Annotated in this window: 19 protein-coding genes; 10 read left to right on the top strand and 9 right to left on the bottom strand. The window is 70.4% G+C overall.

All coding sequences use genetic code 11. The features are described 5' to 3' along the window. Positions 1 to 163: 163 nt before the first annotated feature. Positions 164 to 547, bottom strand: a complete 384-nt coding sequence (locus ACH4UK_RS23595; protein ID WP_398359229.1) for a DUF1707 domain-containing protein — start codon at positions 545 to 547, stop codon at positions 164 to 166. Then, positions 544 to 1,128, bottom strand: coding sequence for an ArsR/SmtB family transcription factor (locus ACH4UK_RS23590; protein WP_398359228.1), 585 nt, complete (start codon positions 1,126 to 1,128; stop codon positions 544 to 546). The genes ACH4UK_RS23595 and ACH4UK_RS23590 overlap by 4 nt, the downstream gene beginning before the upstream one ends. A gap of 355 nt (positions 1,129 to 1,483) precedes the next feature. Here ACH4UK_RS23590 and ACH4UK_RS23585 point away from each other — a divergent pair, with 355 nt between their 5' ends. Beyond that, on the top strand, positions 1,484 to 1,750 hold the full coding sequence (locus tag ACH4UK_RS23585; protein ID WP_398359226.1) for a hypothetical protein: 267 nt from the start codon (positions 1,484 to 1,486) through the stop codon (positions 1,748 to 1,750). A 125-nt stretch (positions 1,751 to 1,875) separates the two neighbouring features. Here ACH4UK_RS23585 and ACH4UK_RS23580 read toward each other — a convergent pair whose 3' ends face one another. Then, a complete protein-coding gene (locus ACH4UK_RS23580) occupies positions 1,876 to 4,638 on the bottom strand; it encodes an AAA family ATPase (RefSeq protein WP_398359264.1) in 2,763 nt (920 codons plus the stop codon). A 231-nt stretch (positions 4,639 to 4,869) separates the two neighbouring features. Here ACH4UK_RS23580 and ACH4UK_RS23575 point away from each other — a divergent pair, with 231 nt between their 5' ends. The 3 genes from ACH4UK_RS23575 (at position 4,870) to ACH4UK_RS23565 (ending at position 7,578) form a co-directional block, all read left to right on the top strand. Continuing rightward, complete coding sequence (locus tag ACH4UK_RS23575; protein WP_398359224.1) at positions 4,870 to 5,061, top strand: hypothetical protein; 192 nt, start codon at positions 4,870 to 4,872, stop codon at positions 5,059 to 5,061. 308 nt (positions 5,062 to 5,369) lie between these two features. Continuing rightward, positions 5,370 to 7,100, top strand: a complete 1,731-nt coding sequence (locus tag ACH4UK_RS23570) for a putative Ig domain-containing protein (RefSeq protein ID WP_398359222.1) — start codon at positions 5,370 to 5,372, stop codon at positions 7,098 to 7,100. A 274-nt stretch (positions 7,101 to 7,374) separates the two neighbouring features. Beyond that, positions 7,375 to 7,578, top strand: a complete 204-nt coding sequence (locus ACH4UK_RS23565; RefSeq protein ID WP_398359220.1) for a hypothetical protein — start codon at positions 7,375 to 7,377, stop codon at positions 7,576 to 7,578. Positions 7,579 to 7,582: 4 nt separating this feature from the next. Here ACH4UK_RS23565 and ACH4UK_RS23560 read toward each other — a convergent pair whose 3' ends face one another. Further along, a complete protein-coding gene (locus ACH4UK_RS23560; RefSeq protein WP_398359219.1) occupies positions 7,583 to 8,287 on the bottom strand; it encodes a TetR/AcrR family transcriptional regulator in 705 nt (234 codons plus the stop codon). A gap of 135 nt (positions 8,288 to 8,422) precedes the next feature. On the opposite strand from ACH4UK_RS23560, the gene ACH4UK_RS23555 reads away from it, so the two are divergent. Then, entirely contained in the window at positions 8,423 to 9,904 is a 1,482-nt protein-coding gene (locus tag ACH4UK_RS23555; RefSeq protein ID WP_398359217.1) for an MFS transporter, read from the top strand. Positions 9,905 to 10,046: 142 nt separating this feature from the next. Beyond that, the gene (locus tag ACH4UK_RS23550; protein ID WP_398359215.1) at positions 10,047 to 10,556 is read left to right on the top strand and encodes a GNAT family N-acetyltransferase; all 510 of its coding nucleotides are present in this window, start codon (positions 10,047 to 10,049) and stop codon (positions 10,554 to 10,556) included. A 151-nt stretch (positions 10,557 to 10,707) separates the two neighbouring features. Here ACH4UK_RS23550 and ACH4UK_RS23545 read toward each other — a convergent pair whose 3' ends face one another. The 5 genes from ACH4UK_RS23545 to ACH4UK_RS23525 all read right to left on the bottom strand — a co-directional run bounded on the left by ACH4UK_RS23545 (position 10,708) and on the right by ACH4UK_RS23525 (position 16,793). Next, on the bottom strand, positions 10,708 to 11,445 hold the full coding sequence (locus ACH4UK_RS23545; protein WP_398359213.1) for a MerR family transcriptional regulator: 738 nt from the start codon (positions 11,443 to 11,445) through the stop codon (positions 10,708 to 10,710). A gap of 212 nt (positions 11,446 to 11,657) precedes the next feature. Continuing rightward, positions 11,658 to 13,232 carry an alpha/beta fold hydrolase gene (locus tag ACH4UK_RS23540; RefSeq protein ID WP_398359211.1) on the bottom strand — a complete coding sequence of 525 codons (1,575 nt, stop codon included), beginning with the start codon at positions 13,230 to 13,232 and terminating at the stop codon, positions 11,658 to 11,660. An 83-nt stretch (positions 13,233 to 13,315) separates the two neighbouring features. Continuing rightward, the gene (locus ACH4UK_RS23535; RefSeq protein ID WP_398359210.1) at positions 13,316 to 14,533 is read right to left on the bottom strand and encodes a peptide synthetase; all 1,218 of its coding nucleotides are present in this window, start codon (positions 14,531 to 14,533) and stop codon (positions 13,316 to 13,318) included. A gap of 122 nt (positions 14,534 to 14,655) precedes the next feature. Further along, entirely contained in the window at positions 14,656 to 15,264 is a 609-nt protein-coding gene (locus ACH4UK_RS23530) for a DUF3159 domain-containing protein (protein ID WP_398359208.1), read from the bottom strand. Between the two features lie 1,151 nt (positions 15,265 to 16,415). Next, positions 16,416 to 16,793, bottom strand: a complete 378-nt coding sequence (locus ACH4UK_RS23525; RefSeq protein ID WP_398359206.1) for a hypothetical protein — start codon at positions 16,791 to 16,793, stop codon at positions 16,416 to 16,418. A gap of 606 nt (positions 16,794 to 17,399) precedes the next feature. Here ACH4UK_RS23525 and ACH4UK_RS23520 point away from each other — a divergent pair. The 4 genes from ACH4UK_RS23520 to ACH4UK_RS23505 are packed head-to-tail and all read left to right on the top strand — an operon-like array spanning position 17,400 to position 22,223. Beyond that, positions 17,400 to 18,677, top strand: coding sequence for a polyprenyl synthetase family protein (locus ACH4UK_RS23520; RefSeq protein WP_398359204.1), 1,278 nt, complete (start codon positions 17,400 to 17,402; stop codon positions 18,675 to 18,677). After that, positions 18,674 to 20,191: a phytoene desaturase gene (locus tag ACH4UK_RS23515; protein WP_398359202.1), complete on the top strand. Its 1,518-nt coding sequence runs from the start codon at positions 18,674 to 18,676 to the stop codon at positions 20,189 to 20,191. The genes ACH4UK_RS23520 and ACH4UK_RS23515 overlap by 4 nt, the downstream gene beginning before the upstream one ends. Beyond that, on the top strand, positions 20,188 to 21,216 hold the full coding sequence (locus tag ACH4UK_RS23510; RefSeq protein ID WP_398359200.1) for a phytoene/squalene synthase family protein: 1,029 nt from the start codon (positions 20,188 to 20,190) through the stop codon (positions 21,214 to 21,216). The genes ACH4UK_RS23515 and ACH4UK_RS23510 overlap by 4 nt, the downstream gene beginning before the upstream one ends. Further along, complete coding sequence (locus ACH4UK_RS23505) at positions 21,213 to 22,223, top strand: DUF5914 domain-containing protein (RefSeq protein WP_398359199.1); 1,011 nt, start codon at positions 21,213 to 21,215, stop codon at positions 22,221 to 22,223. The genes ACH4UK_RS23510 and ACH4UK_RS23505 overlap by 4 nt, the downstream gene beginning before the upstream one ends. Positions 22,224 to 22,247: the final 24 nt, after the last annotated feature.

The following is a 22,247-nucleotide window of genomic DNA, read 5'->3' as shown; positions in this document are numbered from 1 at the left end:
ATCTGCCACGACAAGCGTCTACCGCCTCAGCCGGCCCGAAGCGGCCTGCCACCTGAACTGCAACGAAGCACCCCTGTCAGGACAAAACGCTCTTTAAGGCTGAGATTCCTTACCCAACCCCGGCCAATTACTCGCGTATCCACGACCATTTGCGGGACAGACCTTAGTCAGCAGTCTCCCTTTTCGGGTCAGGTGTCGGATCCGGGTCCTGTGCTCGTGAGCGCCTCTGATGGGCTGTGCGTTGGGCCATGAGCCAGTAGACGAGTGCCGCAGGGGGTGCGACGCACAGCAGGATGATCAGCAGGCGCGAGTCGATCACATCAGTGTGTGACACGGGTAATTCCGCTTCGCCCGGCAGATCCTTCACGAGGACATCGAGTTGCTCGCGGGTGCGTGCTTCGTAGGCCGCGGCCACGCGTTCTTCGAGCTCGGGCAGGGTCAGTCGGCCGACTGCGTAGTGGTGTTTCAACTGGGCCTCGATCCGGTCACGCTCGGCGTCCGAGGCTCGGATCGCTGCGTGGGCCGTGTGCTCCTCGTTGTCCTTCATGACGACCTCTCAGGTGAGGGCGGCGCGGCATGTGGGGGTGGGCGGTCTTGCAGGTCTACGAGCGCGATGACCACCCGCGTCCAGACCCCTGGGGCCTCGCGGTCACCGAATCGGGTGGCGAGTCGTTCGATGTGGGCGCGTAGTTCGGCGAGCGCCTCGTCGGTCAGCCGCAGCGCGCCGCGGTGCACATCGACCTCTCGGAGGCCGCCCGCCTGCTTGGATCGCCAAGCGGCACTGATATCGGCCCGGGTGGCGTCCAGCATCGAGCCGAGGAACCCCACCATCTCTTCCGGGCTCGCGGCATCCCCGGGAGGTTCGGTGACCGCAGGGGCATAGACCCGCTCGACCTTGCCGCGGGCCAGCGGGCGGTATTCGGCGATCTCGATCAGCCCGGCCCGCTCGAGCCGGCCCAGATGGTAGTAGAGGCGATCAACCGGGATGCCGGCGTGATCGGCGAGTTCCCGTGCGGATCGCGGCAACTCCCACAACGCCTCCAGCAGCCGGATCCGCAGGGGGTCTGCCAGCGCCTTGTGCACACCATGCCATCGCTGGGACGGCACATCGGAACCCTGTCTGCTCATCGCTGACGCCTCTTCGTTCGACAGATCTCAGTTGATTGGAAAATTCTACAATCAAGCGAGCGAGCGAGCGAGCGAGCGGGCGAGGGGACGAGCGATGCGACCAGGACGGGAGATTTCCGGGACGGACGATGCCGGAGAGCCTTGTTCAATCCGTGTGCGCTGCGGTGTACGGCGTCAAGATTGACCTGGCACTCGGCGACGTGAACTTCGCAGAGTATGCCGAGGCTGCTTCAGAGGGGCCTGATCAGATGCTGCCGGCCATCTGACCAACCGCCGACCCGCCCACCAATGAATCGGCATCCAAGTCCGCAGGACTGGCTGCCGAACAGCTTCGAGGAGTAGCACACTGAGCGCAGTGCGATACGAGGAGAAGGCGAAGCTCACCACCGCAAGGGCCCTGGTCCCGGTGGCCATCCTTGTCGCCTCGCCCGTGCTGCTGATAGCCGGAGCGCCGATCCGTCGCCGATACCTCCGCTACGTCTACCGGGATGACGCCCCTCTGATCCTGGACAAGGAGCAAGGCCGAATCAGCGTCCACTGGTTCGTGGTCACCAGCCCTCTTCTCGCATGGCTCTGCGGGCCCACGGAGTCACTCGCTCGACTCACCTCACGCCGAGGTTGAACGGCAGGCTCCAGGAAGTTCGGCTGAGTGGCGGCGAGCAGGGCAGCGGGCGGTTCGGCGGGCGGGCCATTGCGTTCGGCGGGCGGTCTCGGTGGGGTTCGTGAGCGGGGTGGCGTCCGCGGTGCTTAGCCGGTGGATGTCGTGAGGGCGGCCGAGAGTTGCGTGCGGGAGCGGATCTGGAGTTTCCGGTAGACCCGGCTGAGCATGCTCTCGACCGTCTTGACGGAGATGTACATCTGTTGCGCCGCTTGCTGGTTGGTCGCGCCTCGGCTGACGAGATCTGCCAAACGCACCTCGGAGTCGGTCAGTTCGGTCCTTCCGTCTCCCTGGCTGCGTGTACGTCCTTGTCCGTTGAGCCGGTCGAGGTGCTCCTGGACGGTGGCGAGCATCGGCCGGGCCCGAGCCCGGACGTAGAGGTCCCTCGCCTCCTGGAACGCGATGCGTGCGGCTGCCTGGCGTCGATGGGCGCGCTGGATCCGGCCTTGTGCCAGGTGCGTACGGGCTTCTTCCAGAGGCAGCCCACTGCGGCAGAACACTTCGGCTGCGGCGCGCAGAAGTTCCACAGCACGGTCGGTCTCGCCCGCACGGGCCATTAGCAGTGCCTGGGCGCGTGTCCAGGCAGCGCCGGTGGCGCTGTCCTGGCGTGCCGCGGCGGGGGACGCCAGGATCAAGTTCTGCGCAACGGTGAGCTCTCCAGCGGCGATGAAGGCCTCGATCGCGTCGGGCTGCCAGCGGAACACCGACGGGTCTGCGGGCCGATGGTCGTCCTCGGTCCGGTTGAGTCGGGCGAAGGCCGTGACCGCTCCGTTGATGTCGCCGGTATGGAGCCGGACCGCTCCGGCCATCCACAGGTTCCGGTTCCGGTGCAGGACATCGCCCTCTTCCCGTGCGGCGCGTTCCCCGTAGGTCGCGTAGCGCAGTGCTGCGGCGAACGAGCCGCCCGCACTCTGGGCCAGGGCGGCCGTGTAGCAGGCCGGACCGAGGGAGAGACCGGCAGCGACGGAGGCGTCCAGTGCCTTGCCGGCCCAGGTGAGGGCCCTGGCGCACACACCGCTGCGGACCTCGACCTCCGCGAGACTGCGCCAGATGTCGACCAGGTCCTCCTCCTGGCCCTGCTGTTCGGCTACCGCCAAGAGCACGGTCAGGCGGGACCTCGCCTCCGTCAGACGGTCGTCAAAGATCGCGTGGCGGGCGGCGAGGTACTGGGGACTGTTGCCGATCCCGTCGGCCTCGGCCGCCACGTTCAGGGCGAGCGCACAGTCCAGGGTGTGTCTGCTGTCTCCCTTGTTCAGGACACGCTCCATCCGTGCCCGCATGGTCAGGGCAGCCGCCTCCAGAACGGGTTGTCCGGCAGTGCGGGCCAGTTCCGCCGCTTTCCTGGCCGCCCTCAGTGCCTCGTGCGGGTCGCTGTCGGAGACGTTCGCCCTGATCGCGGCCCGCAGTTCCACCGCGGCCAGCAACTGCGGGTCTCTGGAGGCAAGCCGGCGGCAGCGCTCGAGGAGACCGGCGGCCTCGGCCAGCGCCTGGCTGTGGGAGTCGACCACAGCCAGAAGCGCAGCCACGTGTTCGGCCGGTGTCGGCCGGGACGCGGCGACCGCGCTCGCCGCCCGCCGTGCGAGACGACTGTCACCGGCCGCGGCCGCCTCCTTGGCCGCGGTCAGGAATCGGCTCAGTCTCAGACTGGGTCGGTTCACCGGCGTCAGCTCCGCGGCCAGCACGAACAGTTCGGCGGACAACCCTCGTTGGCCGTCGGCCCTGGCACGCCCGGCTGCTTCCGCGGTGTCCTCGGCCAGGCACTGATCGGTGGCCTCGGAGCGGCTCAGCGCCCGGTGCCGGACGGCGTGCACCGGGTCCGCTTCGGCGCACGCCAGCGATCGGTGGGCCTCGGTCTGCTCCTGCTGTCCGGCGACCCCGACCAGAGCGTCGGCCAGGGCGAGCGCGGTGAACCGGACGTCGCCCGTCCTGTCGTCGCACAGCACGCCCGCGGCCACCGCCGCCCGCACATGGTCGTCAGCTCGGGAGCGTCCGGCACGTTTCAGCAGAGAAGCCGTGGGCCGCCGGGCCAGGGCCGCAACCAGCAGAGTGGCGCGTACCGGAGCGGGAAGCGTCGCCAGCCAGTCCCGCGCGGTCTGCACCACCGCACGCGGCAGGTCCTGCCCGTCGGGCGTGGGCCGGGCGGCCAGTCCAGCACACGCGATCTCGGTCAGCAGGCGATGTCCCCCGCAGTACCGGTACACGGCGCTCGTCGACCGGTGGGGCAGTCCGTGGCGGGCCACGACAGCGGACGTCAGCGCAAGGTCGAGGGCGGAGATGGGAACGTGCATCGGGTGGCCTCCCAGCAAGCGCCCCGCCACTCCGGGTCTGCCCGGAGTCCGTTCGCTCACCAGTACGGCGAGACCGGTCGCCGCGATCGTGCGTGACGCGTATCCGAGAACGTCGGCGCTGGCTTCATCCAGCCACTGCACGTCGTCGACGGCGATGTCGACGCCGGGCGTCGCCCGGAGCAGCCCTGCCACCGCGCAACGGGCTTCGGCGATCTCCTCCAGTCCTGCCGGACCGCCGGGGGGCCGGTGCAGCAGCCGGTCCACCGCCGTCGCCCAGCCGGTGCGCATCGGGGCGGGGAGCGGTTCGGGCAGGGCGGACAGCAACTGTGCGATGCCGCCGAACACGTAGTGCTGGTCGCCGTCCGCGCACGTCACCCGTACCTGGGTCCGGCCCTCCTCCTTGGCAGCGTCCAGTGCCTCGGCCAGCATGGTGGTCCTTCCGGACCCCCAGACGCCGGTCACGGCGACACGGCCCTCGCTTCTCAGGGCACGCGCCACGGCTTTCACCGTGTCGTGCCACGAAAGGCGCTCGGCGTCCGGGCCGGTGACCGCTTCGACGTCCATCACACGGGCACGGTAGGACCGGCCCGGTGCTGTGACAACAGCCGGGTGTCGACGCCGGCGGGTTCAAGGGTTTTCCCTGATGGCACAGCGGGCCCGGGACCGCATCGTGGAGTCGAGGTGAGCCGCACCGCGCCGGCGTGGCGGGGTCGGCGGCGGGCGCGGGGCCCGTGCGGCTCACCTTCTCCCCGTACGTGTGTCGTCTTCCTCATCCTCAAATGGTCGTAGGGACCCGTGCGACCGTTCCCCTGCCTGGACGTCTCCGGAAACTCGATCGCCGTCATGGCCGTCATCGCCGTCATCGTCGCCATGACCGTCATCGAGTGCATCGCCGTCAACGAGTGCATCGCCGCACACAGTCGGGCGGGAATCCGAACGGGGCCGTACGTCACGAACCCGCCCGGCGATGCCCATGGCGGCCGCTGAACACGGCTGATCCTCCGCTCCTGCGCCACGACGCTCCGATGCGGCTCGTGGCCGACCGCGCGCAAGGGATTCCTCCGATGCTCCCGGCCCCCTTCCGGGCGGAACGTGTTGGCCATCTCCCCGAATGGTTTTCGGACTGGCCGGACCCTGCTCCGGTTTCCGGTCTCCGGCTTTTTGGATTCCGGTCCGGTGCCGGTTCCCGGTCCGGTGCTGTTCGGGGCCGTTCGACCAGCCGCCGGTCAGGTGCGTCCCGGTCTCGTCCGGAGCCCCAGCCGTCGGTCCATCCCTCCCTCCGAGAGGACTTCTCCGTGCCTGATCTCTCCTATCGCCCCCTGCTGTTCGGTCTCAGCGCAGCCCTCACCCTCGTCGGACTCGCGGCTCTGCCCGGTACCGCCGCCGGGTCGCCCCAGCCCTCCGTCCCACCCCAGCTCATGGAAGCCATGCAGCGCGACTTCGCCCTCTCGCCCGAGGAGGTCCGCAGCCGCGTCAGCGAGGAGTCGGCGGCCGCCAAAACCGCGACCCGGATACGCGCGCAGCTGGGCGACCGCGTCTCCGGACTGTGGTTCGACGCCGCCTCCGGCAAGCTCAACGCGGCTGTCGCCGATCCGGCCGACGCGCCAGAGGCACGAGCCGCCGGTGCGATCGTTCATTCCGCCGCCCACACACGGGCCGAGCTCGCCGAGGCCCTCAGGCACGTCTCCGAGTCGGCGGGAGCCGGCGTGGCCGCAGTGCAGTCGTGGGGTCCGGACGTCCGCAACAACCGGATCGAGGTGACCGTCACCCGCAGCGGCCGGACCGCGGCCACCGACGCCTTCCTCGCCGAGGTGGGAACGTTGGGGCCGATCGTTCACATCAACCACTCCGACCAGACCCCACGGCAGCAGGCCGACGTGGTCGGCGGGGAGAAGTGGACTCCAGGATCCGAGAGCCCGTGCTCCATAGGGTTCCCCGTCACCCGCAGCGGTGGCGGCAAAGCGTTCCTGACGGCCGGGCACTGCACCAACGACGTCAACCAGGCCGCCTACGGCAAGGACGGAAGCCGTCTCGGCACGTCCAACCGCAACGGCACCGGCAGCGTCAACGCCCGCGAGGGTGACATGGGCATCGTCGACGTCGACCAGCCGAACTGGAATCTCGCGCCCACCGTGTCCGGGTACGGAGCGGGCGACATCACCGTCACAGGGTCGGCCGACGCACTCGTCGGTAGTGCGATCTGCCGGTCGGGGCAGACCACCAGCCTGCGTTGCGGCGAAGTCACCAAGGTCGACCAGAGCGTCGACTACGGCAGCGTCGTCATCGAGGGCCTCTCCTACTCCAACGCCTGTTCCGCGGGCGGGGACTCCGGGGGCGCTTACGTCACGGCGACCGGAGGCAAGGCCGTAGGCCTGCACTCCGGAGGCGGCAGCGCGACCTGCACTTCGGGCAGCGGAGAGAAGTACACGATCTTCCAGCCCGTCAACGAGGCCATCACGCGCTTCGGTGCCGTCCTGGTCACCTCCACCCCTCAGCCCGGAGGCGTCACCGTCTCCGCCGTCTCCACGCAGACCACCCTCGTGGGCACCGCGGCCGAGGTCAGCAACAGTGCCGAAGGGGGCACAGCCCCGTACACCTGGAAGGCCACAGGGCTGCCGGCCGGTCTCTCCATCACCCCCGCCACCGGAACGATCGCCGGCACTCCGACCACGACCGGGACCTCCAACGTGACCGTCACCGCCACTGACAGCGCAGGCAAGACCGGCTCCACCAGCTTCTCCTGGAACGTCACCGGCAGCCAGGGCGGAACGCTCACCCTGACCAGCCCCGGCAGCCAGACCGCCTACATCGGCAGGCCCGTCACCCTCCCGCTCCGGGCGACAGGAGGCAGCGCCCCGTACTCCTTCAAGGCCACCAACCTCCCGGGCGGACTGGCCATCGACCCCGCGACCGGAACCGTCTCCGGGGCCCCGACCAGCTGGGGTTTCCGCTCCAGCACGGTCACCGTGACCGACAGCACGGGCAGGAGCGGCTCGGCCGGCATCACCTGGAACGTCTACTTCTGAGCAGTGATTCGACACCCCCGACCGAACACACCAGGTCCCCCACCCACCCCGTGCGGAATCTGACCGGGCGACAGGCGGAGCTCCCACCGGAACTCCGCCTGTCTCCGTTGCGTACGGCACACCGACGCGCAGACGCGCTGACGCGCTGACGCGCTGACGCGCAGACGGCGGGTACGAGCATCCTCTCGGCACCGGTCCAGCACGAATCTGCTGCTTCCTCGCGCTGGGAGCGGGTTGTTCAAGGGCGGCAGGAGCGAACGCCAGGTGCCTGCTCGTGGACGCCACCGATCTTGGCCACCGGGCCCGGAGGCGGTCCGGCTGCATACCGCCGAAGCTGGTCTCGCGGCTGCTCGAACGCGGTTACGCCGATCTGCTGGAGGGCTGGGGCCGTGTCGACGAGGCGATCGAGATCACTCGGGTCCGTAGGGAGATCGGGCATCCGATGGCGCTGGAGTCCTACGCGCGTCTGCCGTTCTGATGTGTCACGCGGGGACGTCGGCGATGGCGAGTTCGCTGCGGATCTGGGTGGTGACGGCGGAGACGAGCTGGTTGAACTGCTCGTCCGCGGTGGGGAGGGGCAGGGTGGCTGCCTGGCGGAGGGTGGGGATGTCGAGATCGGCGTGGTCGTCGAGCCAGGTGTCGGGGACGAGTGTGCTCCGGTCGGCTCCGGACCGGTCCCCGGGCTGCTCGACCAGGAGGGCGAAGGAGAGGACGAGCAGGGAGAGATGGCGATGAGCCGCGAGCGCCGCCGGGGTGTCCAGGCCGATGTCCTTGAGGAGTCGCAGGAAGCGGTCCAGGTTGAGCAGGCGGTTGGGGTGCACCGAGGTCGGGGGGGTGGCCTCGTCGAGGGAGATGAGCAGGGCGCGGGGCCAGCGGCGGTACAGCTCGCGCAGTGAGCCGGCGTACTCCGCGACCGACGTCTCCCAGGTCGCGGGGTGCAGCGGGGGCGGGTTCCAGGAGCTGAGCATGCGGTCGACGACGAGGTTGACGACGTCCTGGCGATCTTCGACGTAGTTGTACAGCGCCCGCACAGTGACGTCCAGTTCGGCCGCCAGCGCGCGCATCGTGAGGGACGGGAACCCTTGTGTGCCGGCCATCTCCAGAGCCTTGGTGGCGATGATCTCTCGGGTGAGAACGGGGCGGCCCTTGCGAGTGGCGGGGCGGCGGCGGGAGGCGGCGGCAGGCATGGCGACAGCGTACGACTCCGCTTGAACTTCACACATGTTGACTTTTAGCGGTGGGCGCCTTCAGGCTGACCGCGTCACGCCCGTTCCCGTCCGTTCCCGCCCGTCCCGTCCGTTCACGTCCGGAGGTCGAATTCGATGCAGGCTCAGAAATCCCGCCGGTTACCGCCGTTGAGCGGGGTCCTGGTGCTCGTGATGGCCTCCACCGGGTTGGTGGTCATCGACCTCACGATCGTGGCCATCGGACTTCCGCTGATCAGCGCAGAGCTCGCGGACGGGGCCTCGGCCGAGTCCGTGGTGGTGACGTACATGGTCGCCATGGGCGCACTCACCCAGGTCGTCGGAAGCTTGTCGGACCGGTGGGGCCGACGGCCGCTGTTCCTTGCCGGGATCGCCGTGTTCACCGCGGCGTCCCTGGCCGCGACCGTGGCACCGGCTCTGCTGTGGCTCAACGTCGCCCGTGTGGTCCAGGGCGCGGGGGCGGCGGCGATCATGGTGAACGGCATCCCCCTGCTCTCCGGCCGCTATACCGGCGAGGAACGCAACCTCGCCATCGGCGCCTGGGGCTCGTTCGCGACCGCGGCCGGCCTGCTCGCCCCGACCCTGGGCGGGGTACTGGCCGACGCCTTCGGATGGCGTGTGGTCTTCGCGATCAATCTGCCTCTCGGGGTGGCTGCCTGGGTGCTGGCCACACGCGTGTTGCCGCGTTCACCGGCCACGCCGGAAGCTGGGCGACCGGACTGGCTCGGCAGCCTGCTGCTCATGCTCGGCCTCGGCATGGCGACCCTGCTGATGCTCCGCCCCGGCGACGTACCGTGGTCCGGCCAGGACACCACCGTGCTGTTCACCGCCGGCCTGGCCCTGGCCGCCTTCCTGGCCGTACAGCTCCGTGTGCCCGTGCCGACGCTGGACCTGCGGATGTTCGCCGGGCCCGCGTTCTCCGGCGCGATGCTGGCCATCTTCCTCTCCCGCGTCCTGACCATCGGCGGCTCGGTCTACCTGGTGCTGTACTTCTCCGACGGCCTCGGCTTGAGCCCGTCGGCGGCGGGCCTGCTGATGACCCCGATCTTCCTGGCCCAGATCGCCATGGGCATGGTCGGCTCCAAGCTGCTCAGCCACTGGGCTCCCGGCCTGGTGATCGGCTTCGGCTACGCGCTCAAAGGGGCCGGCCTCGCCGCACTGGCGTCGCTGATCGCGCCGGACACGCCGTGGTGGGCCCTGGTCCTGCCGCTGCTCGCCTGGGGAGCGGGCGGCGGGGTCGCCGGCTCCCCAGTGATGGCCGTCGCCGTGCGGGTCTCGGCCCCCGAACGGGTCGGCATGGTCGCCGGGACCGTCTCCACCCTCGCCTCTCTCGGCGCCGGCGTCGGCACCGCGGCGCTCGGCGCGGTCTTCACCCTCTACGGCGGCCACGGCAGCCAGGCCGTCACCGACGGTGCCCGAGCCGTGCTGGGCGCGTCCGCGGTCCTCGCGGTCGTCGCCGTCCTCACCACCATCATGCTCATCGACCCGCGCCGCATCCCACGCCCTGACCGCAGCCAAGCATCCGCGCCGCGAAGCGAGCGAAACTCCCCGGCCCGCGGGCCGGAAAATGGGTTGCCCCGGCTGAGGCGAGGCCGCTAGCTTCACGCCAGCGCGACAGACGCGTGGTCCCGAGATGAGGGGGTTGATGAATATGGCTGCCGTGAGCCTTCGTCAGCATGCCCTCATCCGGCCCGCGCGATAGCAGAGTGCGGCCGGTCCTTCCCATGACCAGGAGAGACACGTGCCTTCCCCTCCCTCCCCCGCCCCTGTGGCCACCGAGCGCCTCGTCCTGCGGCCCTGGACCGTGAGCGAGGCCACCGCGGTCCTCGACGGCCCCCGGTCCCCGCACTGGGCCGACGACTTTCCCGCCGATGGCGATCGCGTGGTCGCGGGCTTCTTCGACCAGTACCCCGCCTGGCTCGGCGCCTACGGCCACCGCCTGATCATCGAGCGCGACGGCGGCCTGGTGGTGGGCTCCATCGGGTTGTTCTGGCCGCCCGGCGACGGTGTCCTGGAGATCGGCTACGGCGTCGTGGCCTCCCGCCGCGGCCGGGGCTATGCCCCCGAGGCCACCCGGGCCCTGGCCGAGTTCGCCCTCGCCTCGCCGGCTGTGCATACCGTGTCCGCCGACGTGGAACTGTCGAACCCTGCCTCGGTCCGGGTACTGGAGAAGGCGGGCTTCCAACGGTGGACCACCGGAGAAGACGTCGCCACGTTCAGGATCTCGAGCCCGGACCACGATCGGGGCTGATCCTCGGGGTCCTGGAGGCGCTGTCCTCCAGGGCCCCGTCGCGGTGGCTGAGCCCCGGACGGCCACGGTGATCGGTGCTCCCGGGCGCCGTGGTACGGCTACCGCCGTTCCTGCCAAGCCGGTGGGCAACCCGGTGCGGGCGGGGCCCGGGTCAGGCCGGGCTGTCTTCCTCCGGTGGTGCGAGAAGGGCCCCAAGGCGACGCATCACGTCGACCTGAGCCGGGTTGTAGAGGTCGTTGATCGCCTTGCCGATGGTCTGCGCGGCGTGGTCCTGGCCGCGTGGGGCGTCCGTGGCCAGGTTGTTCAGCCCGGGGTGTGCCACGTGCAGTGCGCGGACATAGGGCACGAGGCGTTCTGCCAGTTCCCGGCAGGTCTGCTCGTCGGCGTCGGCGGGAAGGTCGTCGAGCTCCAGGGCGACCGCGTCCGGGTCCTGTTGCAGCAGGTCCGCGTAGCCACCCAGGCTGCTCGGGCCGAGGATCGTGCTCATGACGGTGACGAACGAGCGGTCAGGGGCCGGCAGTTCGGCGGGGTCGTCCGCCTCGGCGAACTGGAGTGGCAGGTCGGTCGCGGCGGTTCTGCGCAGCAGTGCTCCGACTTCGACCCGGGCGTGTTGCAGGCGTTCGATGGTGGCGGCCAGTTCGGCGTCGAGGGCCTGCAGGGCGTCCCGGGGGTGCTCGTGATCGCGTAGGGAGGCGATCTGGGTCAGCGAGAATCCGAGGGCCGTGAGGCGCTTGATCCGCAGCAGCCGGACGAGGTGGGCGACGCCGTACTGCTTGTAGCCGTTGGAGCGTCTCTCCGGCTCGTCGAGCAGCCCGATGTCGTGGTAGTGCCGCACCGTCCTCAGACTGGTCCCGGCGAGCTCCGCGATCTCGCGGGTGCTCCACGCCATGATGGGTGTCTCCCTCGACAGCCGGTGACCTCGGCGCGGTCACGCCGAAGGGGTCCAGTGGAAACCATGCCGCAGGGGCATGGTCAAGTGTGATGGTGGGGGCGCGCCGCACCCGGTGCTGGTGCTCACCCGGTGCTGGCACCGGCACCGGCCCTCGCCCCGGTACCGGCAGCGTAGTGGCAGGTCACGCCGGGAAGGCCTCGGTGAGGTCTTCAGAGGGTGCAGGCGGCGGTTTCGGACGGGGTTCGCAGGTGGATCAGGTAGTCGGCCACCGCCTTGTTCACGCAGGCGTTGACCCCTGATGCGGCGATGGTGTGCTGTTCCCCCTTCACGGTGAGCAGGCTCCCTTCGAGCGTCTTGGCGAGGTTGACGCCGGCCGCGTGGGGGGTGCTCGGGTCGCCGGTGATCGAGATCGTCAGAGTGGCGGGCAGCCCGTCGACCCGGTCGGGGAAGGGGTACGTGGTCTTCGGTTCGGCCGGCCAGAACTCGCAGGTGTCGCGGGCCCCTTCGGTCCCGGTGCCGGGGTCGACGAACGGTGCCGCCTCGTAGGTCCTGCCCCGCATGTCGACCGCCTGCTCGGGGGTCATGCGTGCCTCGTCCATGCAGGTGATGGCGTAGTTGGCCACGTCGAAGTTGCCGCCGCTGCCGTCCGGGCCGCGTCCGCTGAAGGCCGCGGAAATGGCGAGGAGCTGTTCGGGGTTGCCCGACCGTACGTCCGCGAGCCCCTTGGTGATCTTCGGCCAGACCGCTTGGTAGTAGAGGCCGGAGATCACGGAGTCGATGAGGTCGTTGTAGGTGAACTTCGCCCCGTCCCCGTAGGCGAGCGGCTTGTCGAGCAGTGGCCGGGCGATCTTCTGGAACTCCTCGGTCGACCGCTGCGGATCCGTGCCCAGGGGGCAGTCGTCCGCGGTGGCGCAGGCCTCGGCCATCTTGTCGAAGGAGCGTTGGAAGCCGCTGTACTGGGAAAGCCGCCGCTCGCTGCCGAGGTGGGGGTCGACGGCGCCGTCGAGGACCATGCTGCGTACGTTTCCGGGGAACTGCTCGGCGTACAGGGCGCCGATGCGGGTTCCGTAGCTCTGGCCCAGGAAGTTCATCTTCTTCGCGCCGAGAGCGGACCGGAGGATGTCCATGTCGCGGACGGTGTCGCGGGTGCTGACACTGCCCAGGTTCCGCTCACCGCCGGAGGCTTGCGCGCACTTGCCGACGAGTCGCTTCGTGTCGTCCTCGGAGAACCGGCCCGCCGTCAGGACGAGTTCGGTCCGTACGTCGCCGGCGAGGTAGTCCTCCTTGCTGAAGCAGCTGATGGCCGGCTTGGACGCCCCTACTCCCCGTGGGTCGAATCCCACCAGGTCGAATCGCTCGGTCACGGGGCTTTTGGCCAGTGCCGCGCCCGTCTGCGCGGCGAAGTTCTGGCCGGTGCCTCCGGGGCCTCCGGAGTTGAGGAGGAGAGGTCCCTTCGACTTCCCTCGCGCGGGCACCCGGAGCACCGCGATCTGCGCGGTCCCGCCCTCGGGGTCGCTGTAGTCCAGCGGCACCTTCAGCCGGGCGCACTGGAGGCGGGGGGCGGCGAAGGCCTTCTCGTCCGCCGGAGTGGTGCCGTACCCCTTGCAGGAGCCGAAGGCGAGGTTCTGCTCCGCGAAACGGTCCCGTTCGGTCGGTGGACTCTTCGAGGCATTCGCCGCCTGCGGAGCGTCGGACGTGCTCGGACTGCATGCCCCGACGAGAAGCAGCAGCGGCACGGCCGCCGCGATCATCGTCGGGCGGAGGCGTGATGGCAGATGGGACAACGTCTCTCCTCGTGGGGGCCGGGGTGAAGGGAGCGGGGAAGGGCGGGTGGTGGGGTGCGCACGCGGGTGGCAGGCGGTATCCGTCACGCGGGATCGGCGCCTGTTCCGTCACGCGGGATCGGCGCCTGTTCCGTCGCGGTGCACGCCTGGGCCAGTACGGCGCCCAGCTCGGGGAGGAGGGCGGCTACGGGGTCGTGGGTCAGTTCCGTCATCCGCAGGCGGCCGTCGACCGTCACGACCCCGAGGACGTGCTCACCTCGCAGTTGAGTGAGCTGTGCGGGTCCCCAAAGGGCCTTGAGGGACGACCCGGCCGGTTCGTACGCTTCCGTCGCGCCAAGGTTGGTGATCTGGATGTCCGCCGCTGTGGCGGCGGCCAGCATCGCTTCGGCGTCCTGCGGAGTCGCCGGTGCGTTCCGGGACAGAGCCACGGAGCCGGCCTGCAGCGCCTGCGGCGACCGTTGCCGCCCGAGCGCCTCGTGGTGCCCCCGGGCGAGCGCCCAGAAGTCGTCCGCCTCGGTGGCTCCACTCGCCGTCCGGGCGCCCGCGAACCGGTTGGCGACGTCTTCCGGCAAGCCTGCCGCGCGGCGCAGATCCACCGGGCTCAGCACGGTCACGAAGGCGCGGCCGCGCCGGTGGAACACCGTGGAAGCGGCCGCGCAGAGGGCCGCGTGCACCGACATGCCCTCCGCGCGACAGCGCTCGACGAGCCGCGCGGTGACGTCCGGGTCCAGGGCCAGGGCGGAGACGTGCGGCAGCAGCCCGGAGAACGGTGCGAGGTCTCCGGGGGCGCTCATGCGCTCGTCCTCCGGCGGCGATGCCACGGGGGCCGTGTCGCGGGGATCGGTGGGTACGGTGTCGAGACCGGCGAGGAGGTCCTCCTGTGCCCGGGGAAGGCCGTGTGCCGTTCCGCGCTCATCGCCGTCGAGAGCGGCGACCAGTTCCAGCAGCACCCGCAGACCGCCGATCCCGTCGGTGATCTGGTGCGCGAAGGTCAGCACGATGAAGCAACCCGCGGCTCCGGGGATCAGGACGGCGCGCAGCAGCGGGCCGGGCTCCGGCGGGATGGGATGTGTCTGCTCGGTGGCGACGACCGCTTGCCACGGGGTGCCCGCGGCGGCCGTCTCGACACCGATCGAGCCCTGCGCCTTGCGGTACACGGGTTCCGGCGGATTTCGGTCGACCGAGACGCTGAGCAACGGATGCCGCTCCTGTACGCACTTCAGCGCCCGCGCCAGATCGTCCTTGGTGATCCGGCGGCCGATCTCGGCTACCAGGGAGAACTGGACGGGATTCCTGTGCATATAGAGATCGATGCTCTTCTCGAATGCTCCGAGTGCCCGGAGTGCCTCGCCTTGTGTGTGATGACTCGTCACTCTCGCCCTCTTCCTGATGGATTTTCCCGCGCGGTCGGCCTGTGTTCCCGTCAGGTTTCCCGAATCAGTCGCTTCGAGCTCCGTCGGAACGCCCAGGCGGCGACGAGTGCGGCGACGATCGTCAGCGGGGTGCCCATGGCGATCTTCGCGAAAGCCAGCCAGCCGGTGAAGTCGTGGACGTAGAGCCACTGCTTGACGACGAACCGCCCGCCGAACACGATCGCCGCGGCCGATGTGGCGATGTCGTGGGCCCGCAGCACCGCTCGGTCGTCCCGCCAGGCGTGCTTGCCGCCGTGCAGCAGGTTCCACGCGGCGCCGGTCAGCGGCCTGCGGACCAGCAGGGAGCCGAACGCGACGACGAAGCCGGCGAGGGCTGCCCAGATCCCCAGCAGGAAGAAGTCCTTGGCCGATCCGGTCAGCATGACGATGCCCGCGGCGACCGCCACGCCGGCGAGCCCGCCGACCGCCGAGGCGAAGCGCTCGCCGCGGAGCAGGCGCAGCACGGTGAGCGCCACGCCGGTGGCCATCGCCACGGTGATGGCCACCGAGGTGGGCTGCAGGGAATGGGCCACGACGAACACGACGACCGGGACCGTGGAGTAGATGAAGCCCGCCAGGCCGCCCATGGATTCGAGCATGGTCGGCTTCGGGGCAGGCATCGGCGCAGGAGTGGGGAGTGCGCCCGGCTCCTGAGGAGCACTGCGGTTTCCGTCCAGAAAGGTCATGGTTCTCCTGGGTAGTCGGTTCCTGGCCCGCCTCGAAATCGAGAGCGATTCCCTTTCGCTTCGCCGTCGTCTTTCTGTCGACGGCAGCAGCTCATGGGTTGCCAAAAGGGCGTCTACCTCGCCGATACCAGGCGAAACCCGTGACGTTACGGCACAGTTCCGAGAAAAGGACGCGATTGTCCGAGCAGGGGCGGATTTTCAGAAGATTCCGTCATGACCGACCGCCTGCCGGACAGCCGGACAGCGCCTCCCCGGTTTTCGAGCGCCGAAGGGCATATCAAGCGCATCAATACTCAAGGGCGGCCGACGGTGCTGCCGAAACATGCCTCGCCACCGGTCCCACCCGGGTGACCTGTCCGATGCCCATGGGGAACCTCAGGAGCCCATTCCATCGCCCCGGAGGGCCGGACGGAGAAGGAAGGGGCTGGACGCCGGGCGCCCGCCCGAGCGCGAGCTGCGCCGGATCATGGACGCGGTCCTTCGTGGACCGCACCGGTATCCCCTGGCGGCGGCTTCCGCATGGCTTCGCTCCGCGGGAACGGTCTACGGGAACATCGTCGCCTGACAGAGGAACGGTGTGCTGGACAGGCTCAACGATCTCCTCCGACGGCTCGTCAGCAAAGCCGAGGGCCAGGGCCCCGAGCCGAGCGTGTGCGTCCTCGATGCCGCCTCGGGGTCATGTCGAGACCGCTCGACATGACCCCGGGCCGGAAGGGTTTCAAGGTTATTCACGAGTCCAGGTTCTGGGCACGGCAGTGCCAGTCGGCGGCCGCATCGATCACGTCACCGTCCGCGTCACCGAGGTGGAAGCAGTTGCCGTTGCCCCACACAGTGACCGAATCGGATCGATGATCGACCTGGAATGGCTCCCCTGCAGCTGACCGTGGAGCCCTGGGCGGTTTTCTACCGGATCCTGCCGAAACTGACCTGTGTCGTTGTAGCGCACTCGCCTGAAGCGGATGGTCCCTGGTCCGGGACGTTGCGTGAACCGGCCGCCCCTTGCCGGTCACACCCGGCCCGATCACTCGGTCCCCGCAGCTACGTCACCCGAGCCATCAACGCCCCTGCTGGGGCAAGACGCTCCTTCAGGTGAGCCGGCACTCCACCGAGTCGGTGACACGCACGGTGTCGATCGTGCCCAGATGGATGGCGACGGTCTCCCCGGGCCCGACGCACCGGGCACCACCCCTGGTGTCACCGATCCAGGCGGACTCCTGGCGCATGTTGACGACGTGGAGCGGTGCCGTCAACGGAAGGGGAAGATACTGCCAAGGAGTCACGTGGTAGTACTCGTCGACGAGTTCACCGCCGTGCATGAAGCAGAGGGAAGTGGAAGGGCAGGCGGGCAGGGGCTCGAGGGGCGGGGTGGGCTCCGCCGACGCCATCGACGTCGCTCCGCCGATGAGCACGACTGTCGTGAGGAGCACGGACATGACGCCTCGTAAGCCGATGTTCGTCTTCATGAAATCCCCGTCTTCGGTGTGAGAAGTGAACGAATTTACTCCAGCCCACGCACTATCTCCACATACCGTGGATCCGGTCAAGAGCAGATGACCCCTGCAGTCCTTACATCTGCCCCGTGTGCCCAGGATGGCGTCGGCTGTTTCGTCGGCCCGGTCATCCATCTCGGAGGCGCCCCGCTCCGGGGTGGCCGTACGGTCTGCGCACCACCCGGGAACCGTACGTCGAGAGAGCCGCGCACCCCCTCCTCGCCACGACAGAGCAATGCAGGGGCGACGCCCAACGGCCGGCCGAACTCGCCCTCCGTCTGTGGCCCCTGCAAGAGATCGCCGACCGTGACACCGCCGCGTCCTTCCCCAGTACGGGGAACCGTCGCGGGCGTCCGTCCACGTGGGCCATACGGGCGTGGTAGCCGCCGTCATGGCGTGTCCGGGGTGTTTCTCCCCCGAGCATGTGCGGCTGGCGTGATCAGCTCTCATCAGTGCCTGATTCCGCGCGGTGCGAACTCCTGATCGGCAGTGCACGAAGGCAGGCGAAGGGGGAACGCGTCCGCGTGAAGTGACGAGTCGTTCATCATCACGGAACCACTGATCCCGGAAAGGCGTGAGATGGGCCGTCCCCAGCCCACGGAGCACTCGTTCGGCGCGCGCTCGCAACCGGTCCACGAGCCGGACGGGTGCCGCCATCCTGCTCTGTCGTCCGAGGACGTGCGGGCCGTCGACGCGGATGTGGTCGATGCTGTCCTGCGCACCGCACGGGCCGTGCTGACCGAACGGGTCGCCGAGGCCTTGGAGAGCGACGCCTTGTTCTCCGAGGATTTGGCGCGGCGGGTCGCCGACTTCACGCTCGACGGCGGAAAGCGGATACGGCCTCGCCTTCTGTGGTGGGGGATGCGCGCCTGCGGTGCGGCGGAGACCTCGGCCACGCTGCGGCTCGGAGTGGCGCTGGAACTGATCCAGACCTGCGCCCTGATCCACGACGATGTGATGGACCGCTCGCGACTTCGCCGGGGGAAGCCCACCGTGCACATCGCTCTGGCCGAGCGTGCGGGGCTCTCACCGGACTCCGAGCGGGGTTCCGCGTTCGGTTCCTCGGCGGCCGTGCTGGCGGGGGATCTCGCACTTGTCTGGGCCGACGACACGTTGGCGGAGACCGTGCTGTCCGCCACCCAGCGTCGGCGGATCGGCGCCCTCTGGCGGGCCATGCGGACCGAGATGGTCGCCGGACAGTACCTGGATCTGCACGGCCAGGTCAGCCGTGGGTCCTCAGTGGCGCAGGCCTTGCGGACCGCCTGTCTCAAGAGCGCCTCGTACTCCGTCGAGCGGCCTCTGGCGATCGGCGCCGCGCTGGCGGGCGCCGATGAGCGGACCACCGACGCTCTGCGTGCCGCCGGCCGGTGCGCCGGAATCGCCTTCCAGCTGCGGGACGATCTGCTCGGGGCCTTCGGCGACCCGGCGCTGACCGGGAAGCCGTCCGGCGACGACATCCGCGAGGGCAAGCCGACCTACCTGCTGGCTGTCACCCGGACGTGGGCCGAAGCGGCGGGCGACGAAGAAGCGCTCGCCGTCCTCGGCCGCGTCACGGGCGACGCCGACCTCACCGAGACGGATCTCGCGGACGTACGCGGCGTCTTCGAGGCGACGGGGGCGCGCGCCCATGTGGAGCGGGAGGCGGAGCGCCTCCACGACCACGCCGTACGCCATCTGGGACAGGCCGTCGACGTCGACGCGCACGGCGGTCGCCAGTTGCTCGGTCTGCTGCGCACGGTCTCCGGAGACCGGTCCGGCCACTCCCCCGCCAACCCCGGTGGGACACACGGGCACAGCAGCGGGACGGTTGCTGCGGCCCGGTTCCTGACCGCGGCCGAAGGAGGTGGCACCCAGTGATCACGGTCAAAGGGCCCGTCGACCATGTGGTGGTGGTCGGTGCCGGTCTGGCAGGACTGGCCGCTACGCTCCACCTGCTCGGCGCGGGCCGCAGCGTCACGGTCGTCGAGCGGGAGGGCGTGCCCGGGGGCCGGGCGGGACTGCTGACGTCGGGCGGCTTCCGCATCGACACCGGGCCGACCGTGCTGACCATGCCGGATCTGGTGGAGGAGACCTTCGGCGCGGTCGGGGAGCGGATGGCGGACCGGCTGGAGCTGATCCGGCTGGATCCCGCCTACCGAGCCCGGTTCGCGGACGGATCCCAACTCGATGTTCACACCGACGGCGCCGCGATGGAGGCGGCAGTCGAGCAGTTCGCCGGGGCCCGGCAGGCGGTGGGCTATCGGCGGCTGCGGATCTGGCTGGAGCGCCTCTACCGGGTGCAGATGCGCCGGTTCATCGACTCCAACTTCGACTCGCCGCTCCAGCTCGTCCACCCCGACCTCGCCCGGCTCGCCGCTCTCGGCGGTTTCGGCCGGCTCGACGCCAGGATCGGGCACTTCGTCTCGGACGAACGGCTGCGCCGGGTCTTCTCCTTCCAGGCGCTGTACGCGGGTGTCCCTCCGGCGCGGGCACTCGCCGCGTACGCGGTCATCGCCTACATGGACACGGTGGCCGGCGTGTACTTCCCCCGAGGTGGCATGCACGCGCTGCCCCGTGCGATGGCCGACGCGGCCACCGACGCGGGCGCCGTCTTCCGCTACGGGCAGGCCGTGACCCGGCTGGAGCGGTCGGGCGACCGTGTCACCGCGGTCGTCACCGACCAGGAGCGCATTCCCTGCGACGCTGTCGTCCTGACGCCCGATCTGCCCATCAGCTACCGGCTGCTCGGCCGCAGCCCGCACCGGCCCCTCCCCCTGCGGCACTCGCCGTCCGCGGTGATCCTGCACGCGGGCACGGACCGAACCTGGCCGGATCTGGCCCATCACACCATCTCGTTCGGCGCGGCCTGGAAGAGCACCTTCCACGAGCTGACCCGCAGCGGCAGCCTGATGTCGGATCCCTCGCTCCTCATCACCCGGCCCACCGCGAGCGACCCCTCCCTCGCGCCACCGGGCAAGCACCTCCACTACGTGCTGGCGCCCTGCCCGAACACCGAGGTCGGGCCCGGCGTACGGGAGTGGCGGGAGCTGGGGCCCCGCTACCGGGACGAGCTGCTGGCCGAGCTGGAGCGCCGTGAGATGCCCGGCCTCGGCGCGGCGATCGAGGAGCAGGGGCTGGTCACGCCGGTCGACTGGACCGCCCAGGGGCACGCGGCGGGCACCCCCTTCTCCGTGGCCCACACCTTCCCCCAGACCGGTCCCTTCCGCCCGCGCAACCTGGTGCGGGGCACGGCCAACGCCGTCCTCGCCGGCTGCGGCACCACGCCCGGCGTCGGCGTGCCGACCGTCCTGATCTCCGGGAAGCTGGCGGCGGAGAGGATCACCGGCCCCCGGGCCGCCCCGTACCCTGCCCCGAGAGGTTCCAGCGCATGACCGTCCGTGAACTCGACGCAGCAGGCATCCACGACCCCGCACTCCGAGCCGCCTACGCCCGCTGCCGCGCCCTCAACGCACGCCACGGCAAGACGTACTTCCTCGCGACACGGCTGCTTCCCGTCGACCGGCGGCCCGCCGTCCACGCCCTGTACGGCTTCGCCCGCTGGGCCGACGACATCGTCGACGATCTCGACAGCACGGCCACTGCCGGGGAGCGTGCTCGCGCCCTGCTCGCGCTGGAAGCCCAGCTGGAGACGGGGCTGCGGGGGAACCGGGCCACCGAGCCGGTGATCCGCGCGCTCGCCGACACAGCGGGCCGGTACGGCATCGACCACCGGCACTTCACCGACTTCCTGTCCTCCATGCGCAGCGATCTGACGGTCGGCGGGTACGCCTCGTACGAGGAGCTCGGCCGGTACATGCACGGCTCGGCCGCGGTGATCGGCCTCCAGATGCTGCCGGTGCTGGGTACGGTGGGGCCGCGCGAGGAAGCGGCTGTGCACGCGGCCGCGCTCGGTGTCGCCTTCCAGCTGACCAACTTCCTGCGCGACGTGGGCGAGGACCTGGACCGGGGCCGGCTCTACCTGCCGGCCGAGCTGCTCGCCGCCCACGGGGTGGAGCGGGAACGCTTCGAGTGGAGCCGGAGCACGGGCACGCGGGACGGCCGGATCACCGACGTCCTGCGGGCCGCCGCAGCCCACAACCGGGCCGTCTACCGGGACGCCCTGCCCGGCATCGCGATGCTCGCCGCGGTCTCTCGGCCCTGCATCCGTACGGCGTTCGTGCTGTACAGCGCCATCCTCGACGCGATCGAGGCGGACGGGTACGCCGCTTTGCACCGTCGGGCGATCGTCCCGCGCCGACGACGGGCCGCCGTGGCGCTGGACGGGCTGGCCCGAGCGGTCGCCGTGCGCACGGTGAGCCGGCGCCGGGAGACGCCGGCTGAGCGAGGAGATGTCTCTGCGGCCTCCCGTCCACGGGTGGCGGACGCCGCATGCGCGGGGCGGAAGGAGCCGGTATGAGCCCCGCGGCCCGACGTCCCGGGCGCATTCCGCTACGGCTGCGGCGCGCCCCCGTGCCGTGGGAGCGGCAGGCTCCGACGTGGCGGGACGCGAAGCCGGCGCTGATCGCGGAGGCCCTCGAACGTGCGCAGGGCCGGCCCTCCGGCAACTGGTACGTCATCGGCGCCTCGCGCGGCCTTCCTCCCGGGCGGACCCTCGGGGTCACGGTCGGCTCCACCGAGGTGGTGGCGTGGCGCGACCGCGAGGGGAAGCTCCGCAGTGGCCCGGGGGCGTGCCCGCATCTGGGGGCGCCGCTGCGCGACAGCCCCGTCCGCTGCGGCACGCTGGTCTGCCACTGGCACGGGCTGGCTCTGGACGGCGGGCCATTCGCCGGATGGGAGCCCTATCCGGCCTATGACGACGGCGTCCTTCTCTGGGTGCGGCTCGACCGGATGGGAGGCGAGTCCCCTTCGGAAAGACCCTACGTACCCGTCCGGCCGAGGACCCTGGAGGCTGTTGAGGCGGTCTACTCGGGCGTCGGCCGCTGCGAGCCGGAGGACGTGGTGGCCAACCGCCTCGACCCGTGGCACGGCGCGTGGTTCCACCCGTACTCCTTCGTGGACCTGACGGTGACGGGAACGCCAGCCGACGGCCCGGCGGACGACGACGGGTTCACCGTCGATGTGTCCTTCAAGGTGGCCGGGCGGCTGGTGGTGCCGGTCCGGGCCCGGTTCACGGCGCCCGAGCCCCGTACGGTCGTCATGCACATCATCGAGGGCGAGGGCGCGGGGTCCGTGGTGGAGACGCACGCCACTCCCCTCGCTCCGGACGAGCGGGGGCGGCCCCGAACGGCCGTGACGGAGGCGCTGGTCGCGGCGTCGGACCGTCGCGGATTCGCCGTGGCCAGGGCGGCCGCGCCGCTGCTGCGCCCCCTGATGCGCGCCTCGGCCGGCCGGTTGTGGCGGGACGACCTGGCGTACGCGGAGAGGCGCTGGGAACTCCGCGCCGGCGGGAGGCTCCCGGGCTGACGGGGCGGGTCGGCGGCCGCCTAC

It is taken from the genome of Streptomyces sp. NPDC020884, from assembly GCF_044333935.1.
In the GTDB taxonomy this organism is placed as follows: domain Bacteria; phylum Actinomycetota; class Actinomycetes; order Streptomycetales; family Streptomycetaceae; genus Streptomyces.
This window is presented reverse-complemented; position numbering and strand designations above follow the sequence as displayed.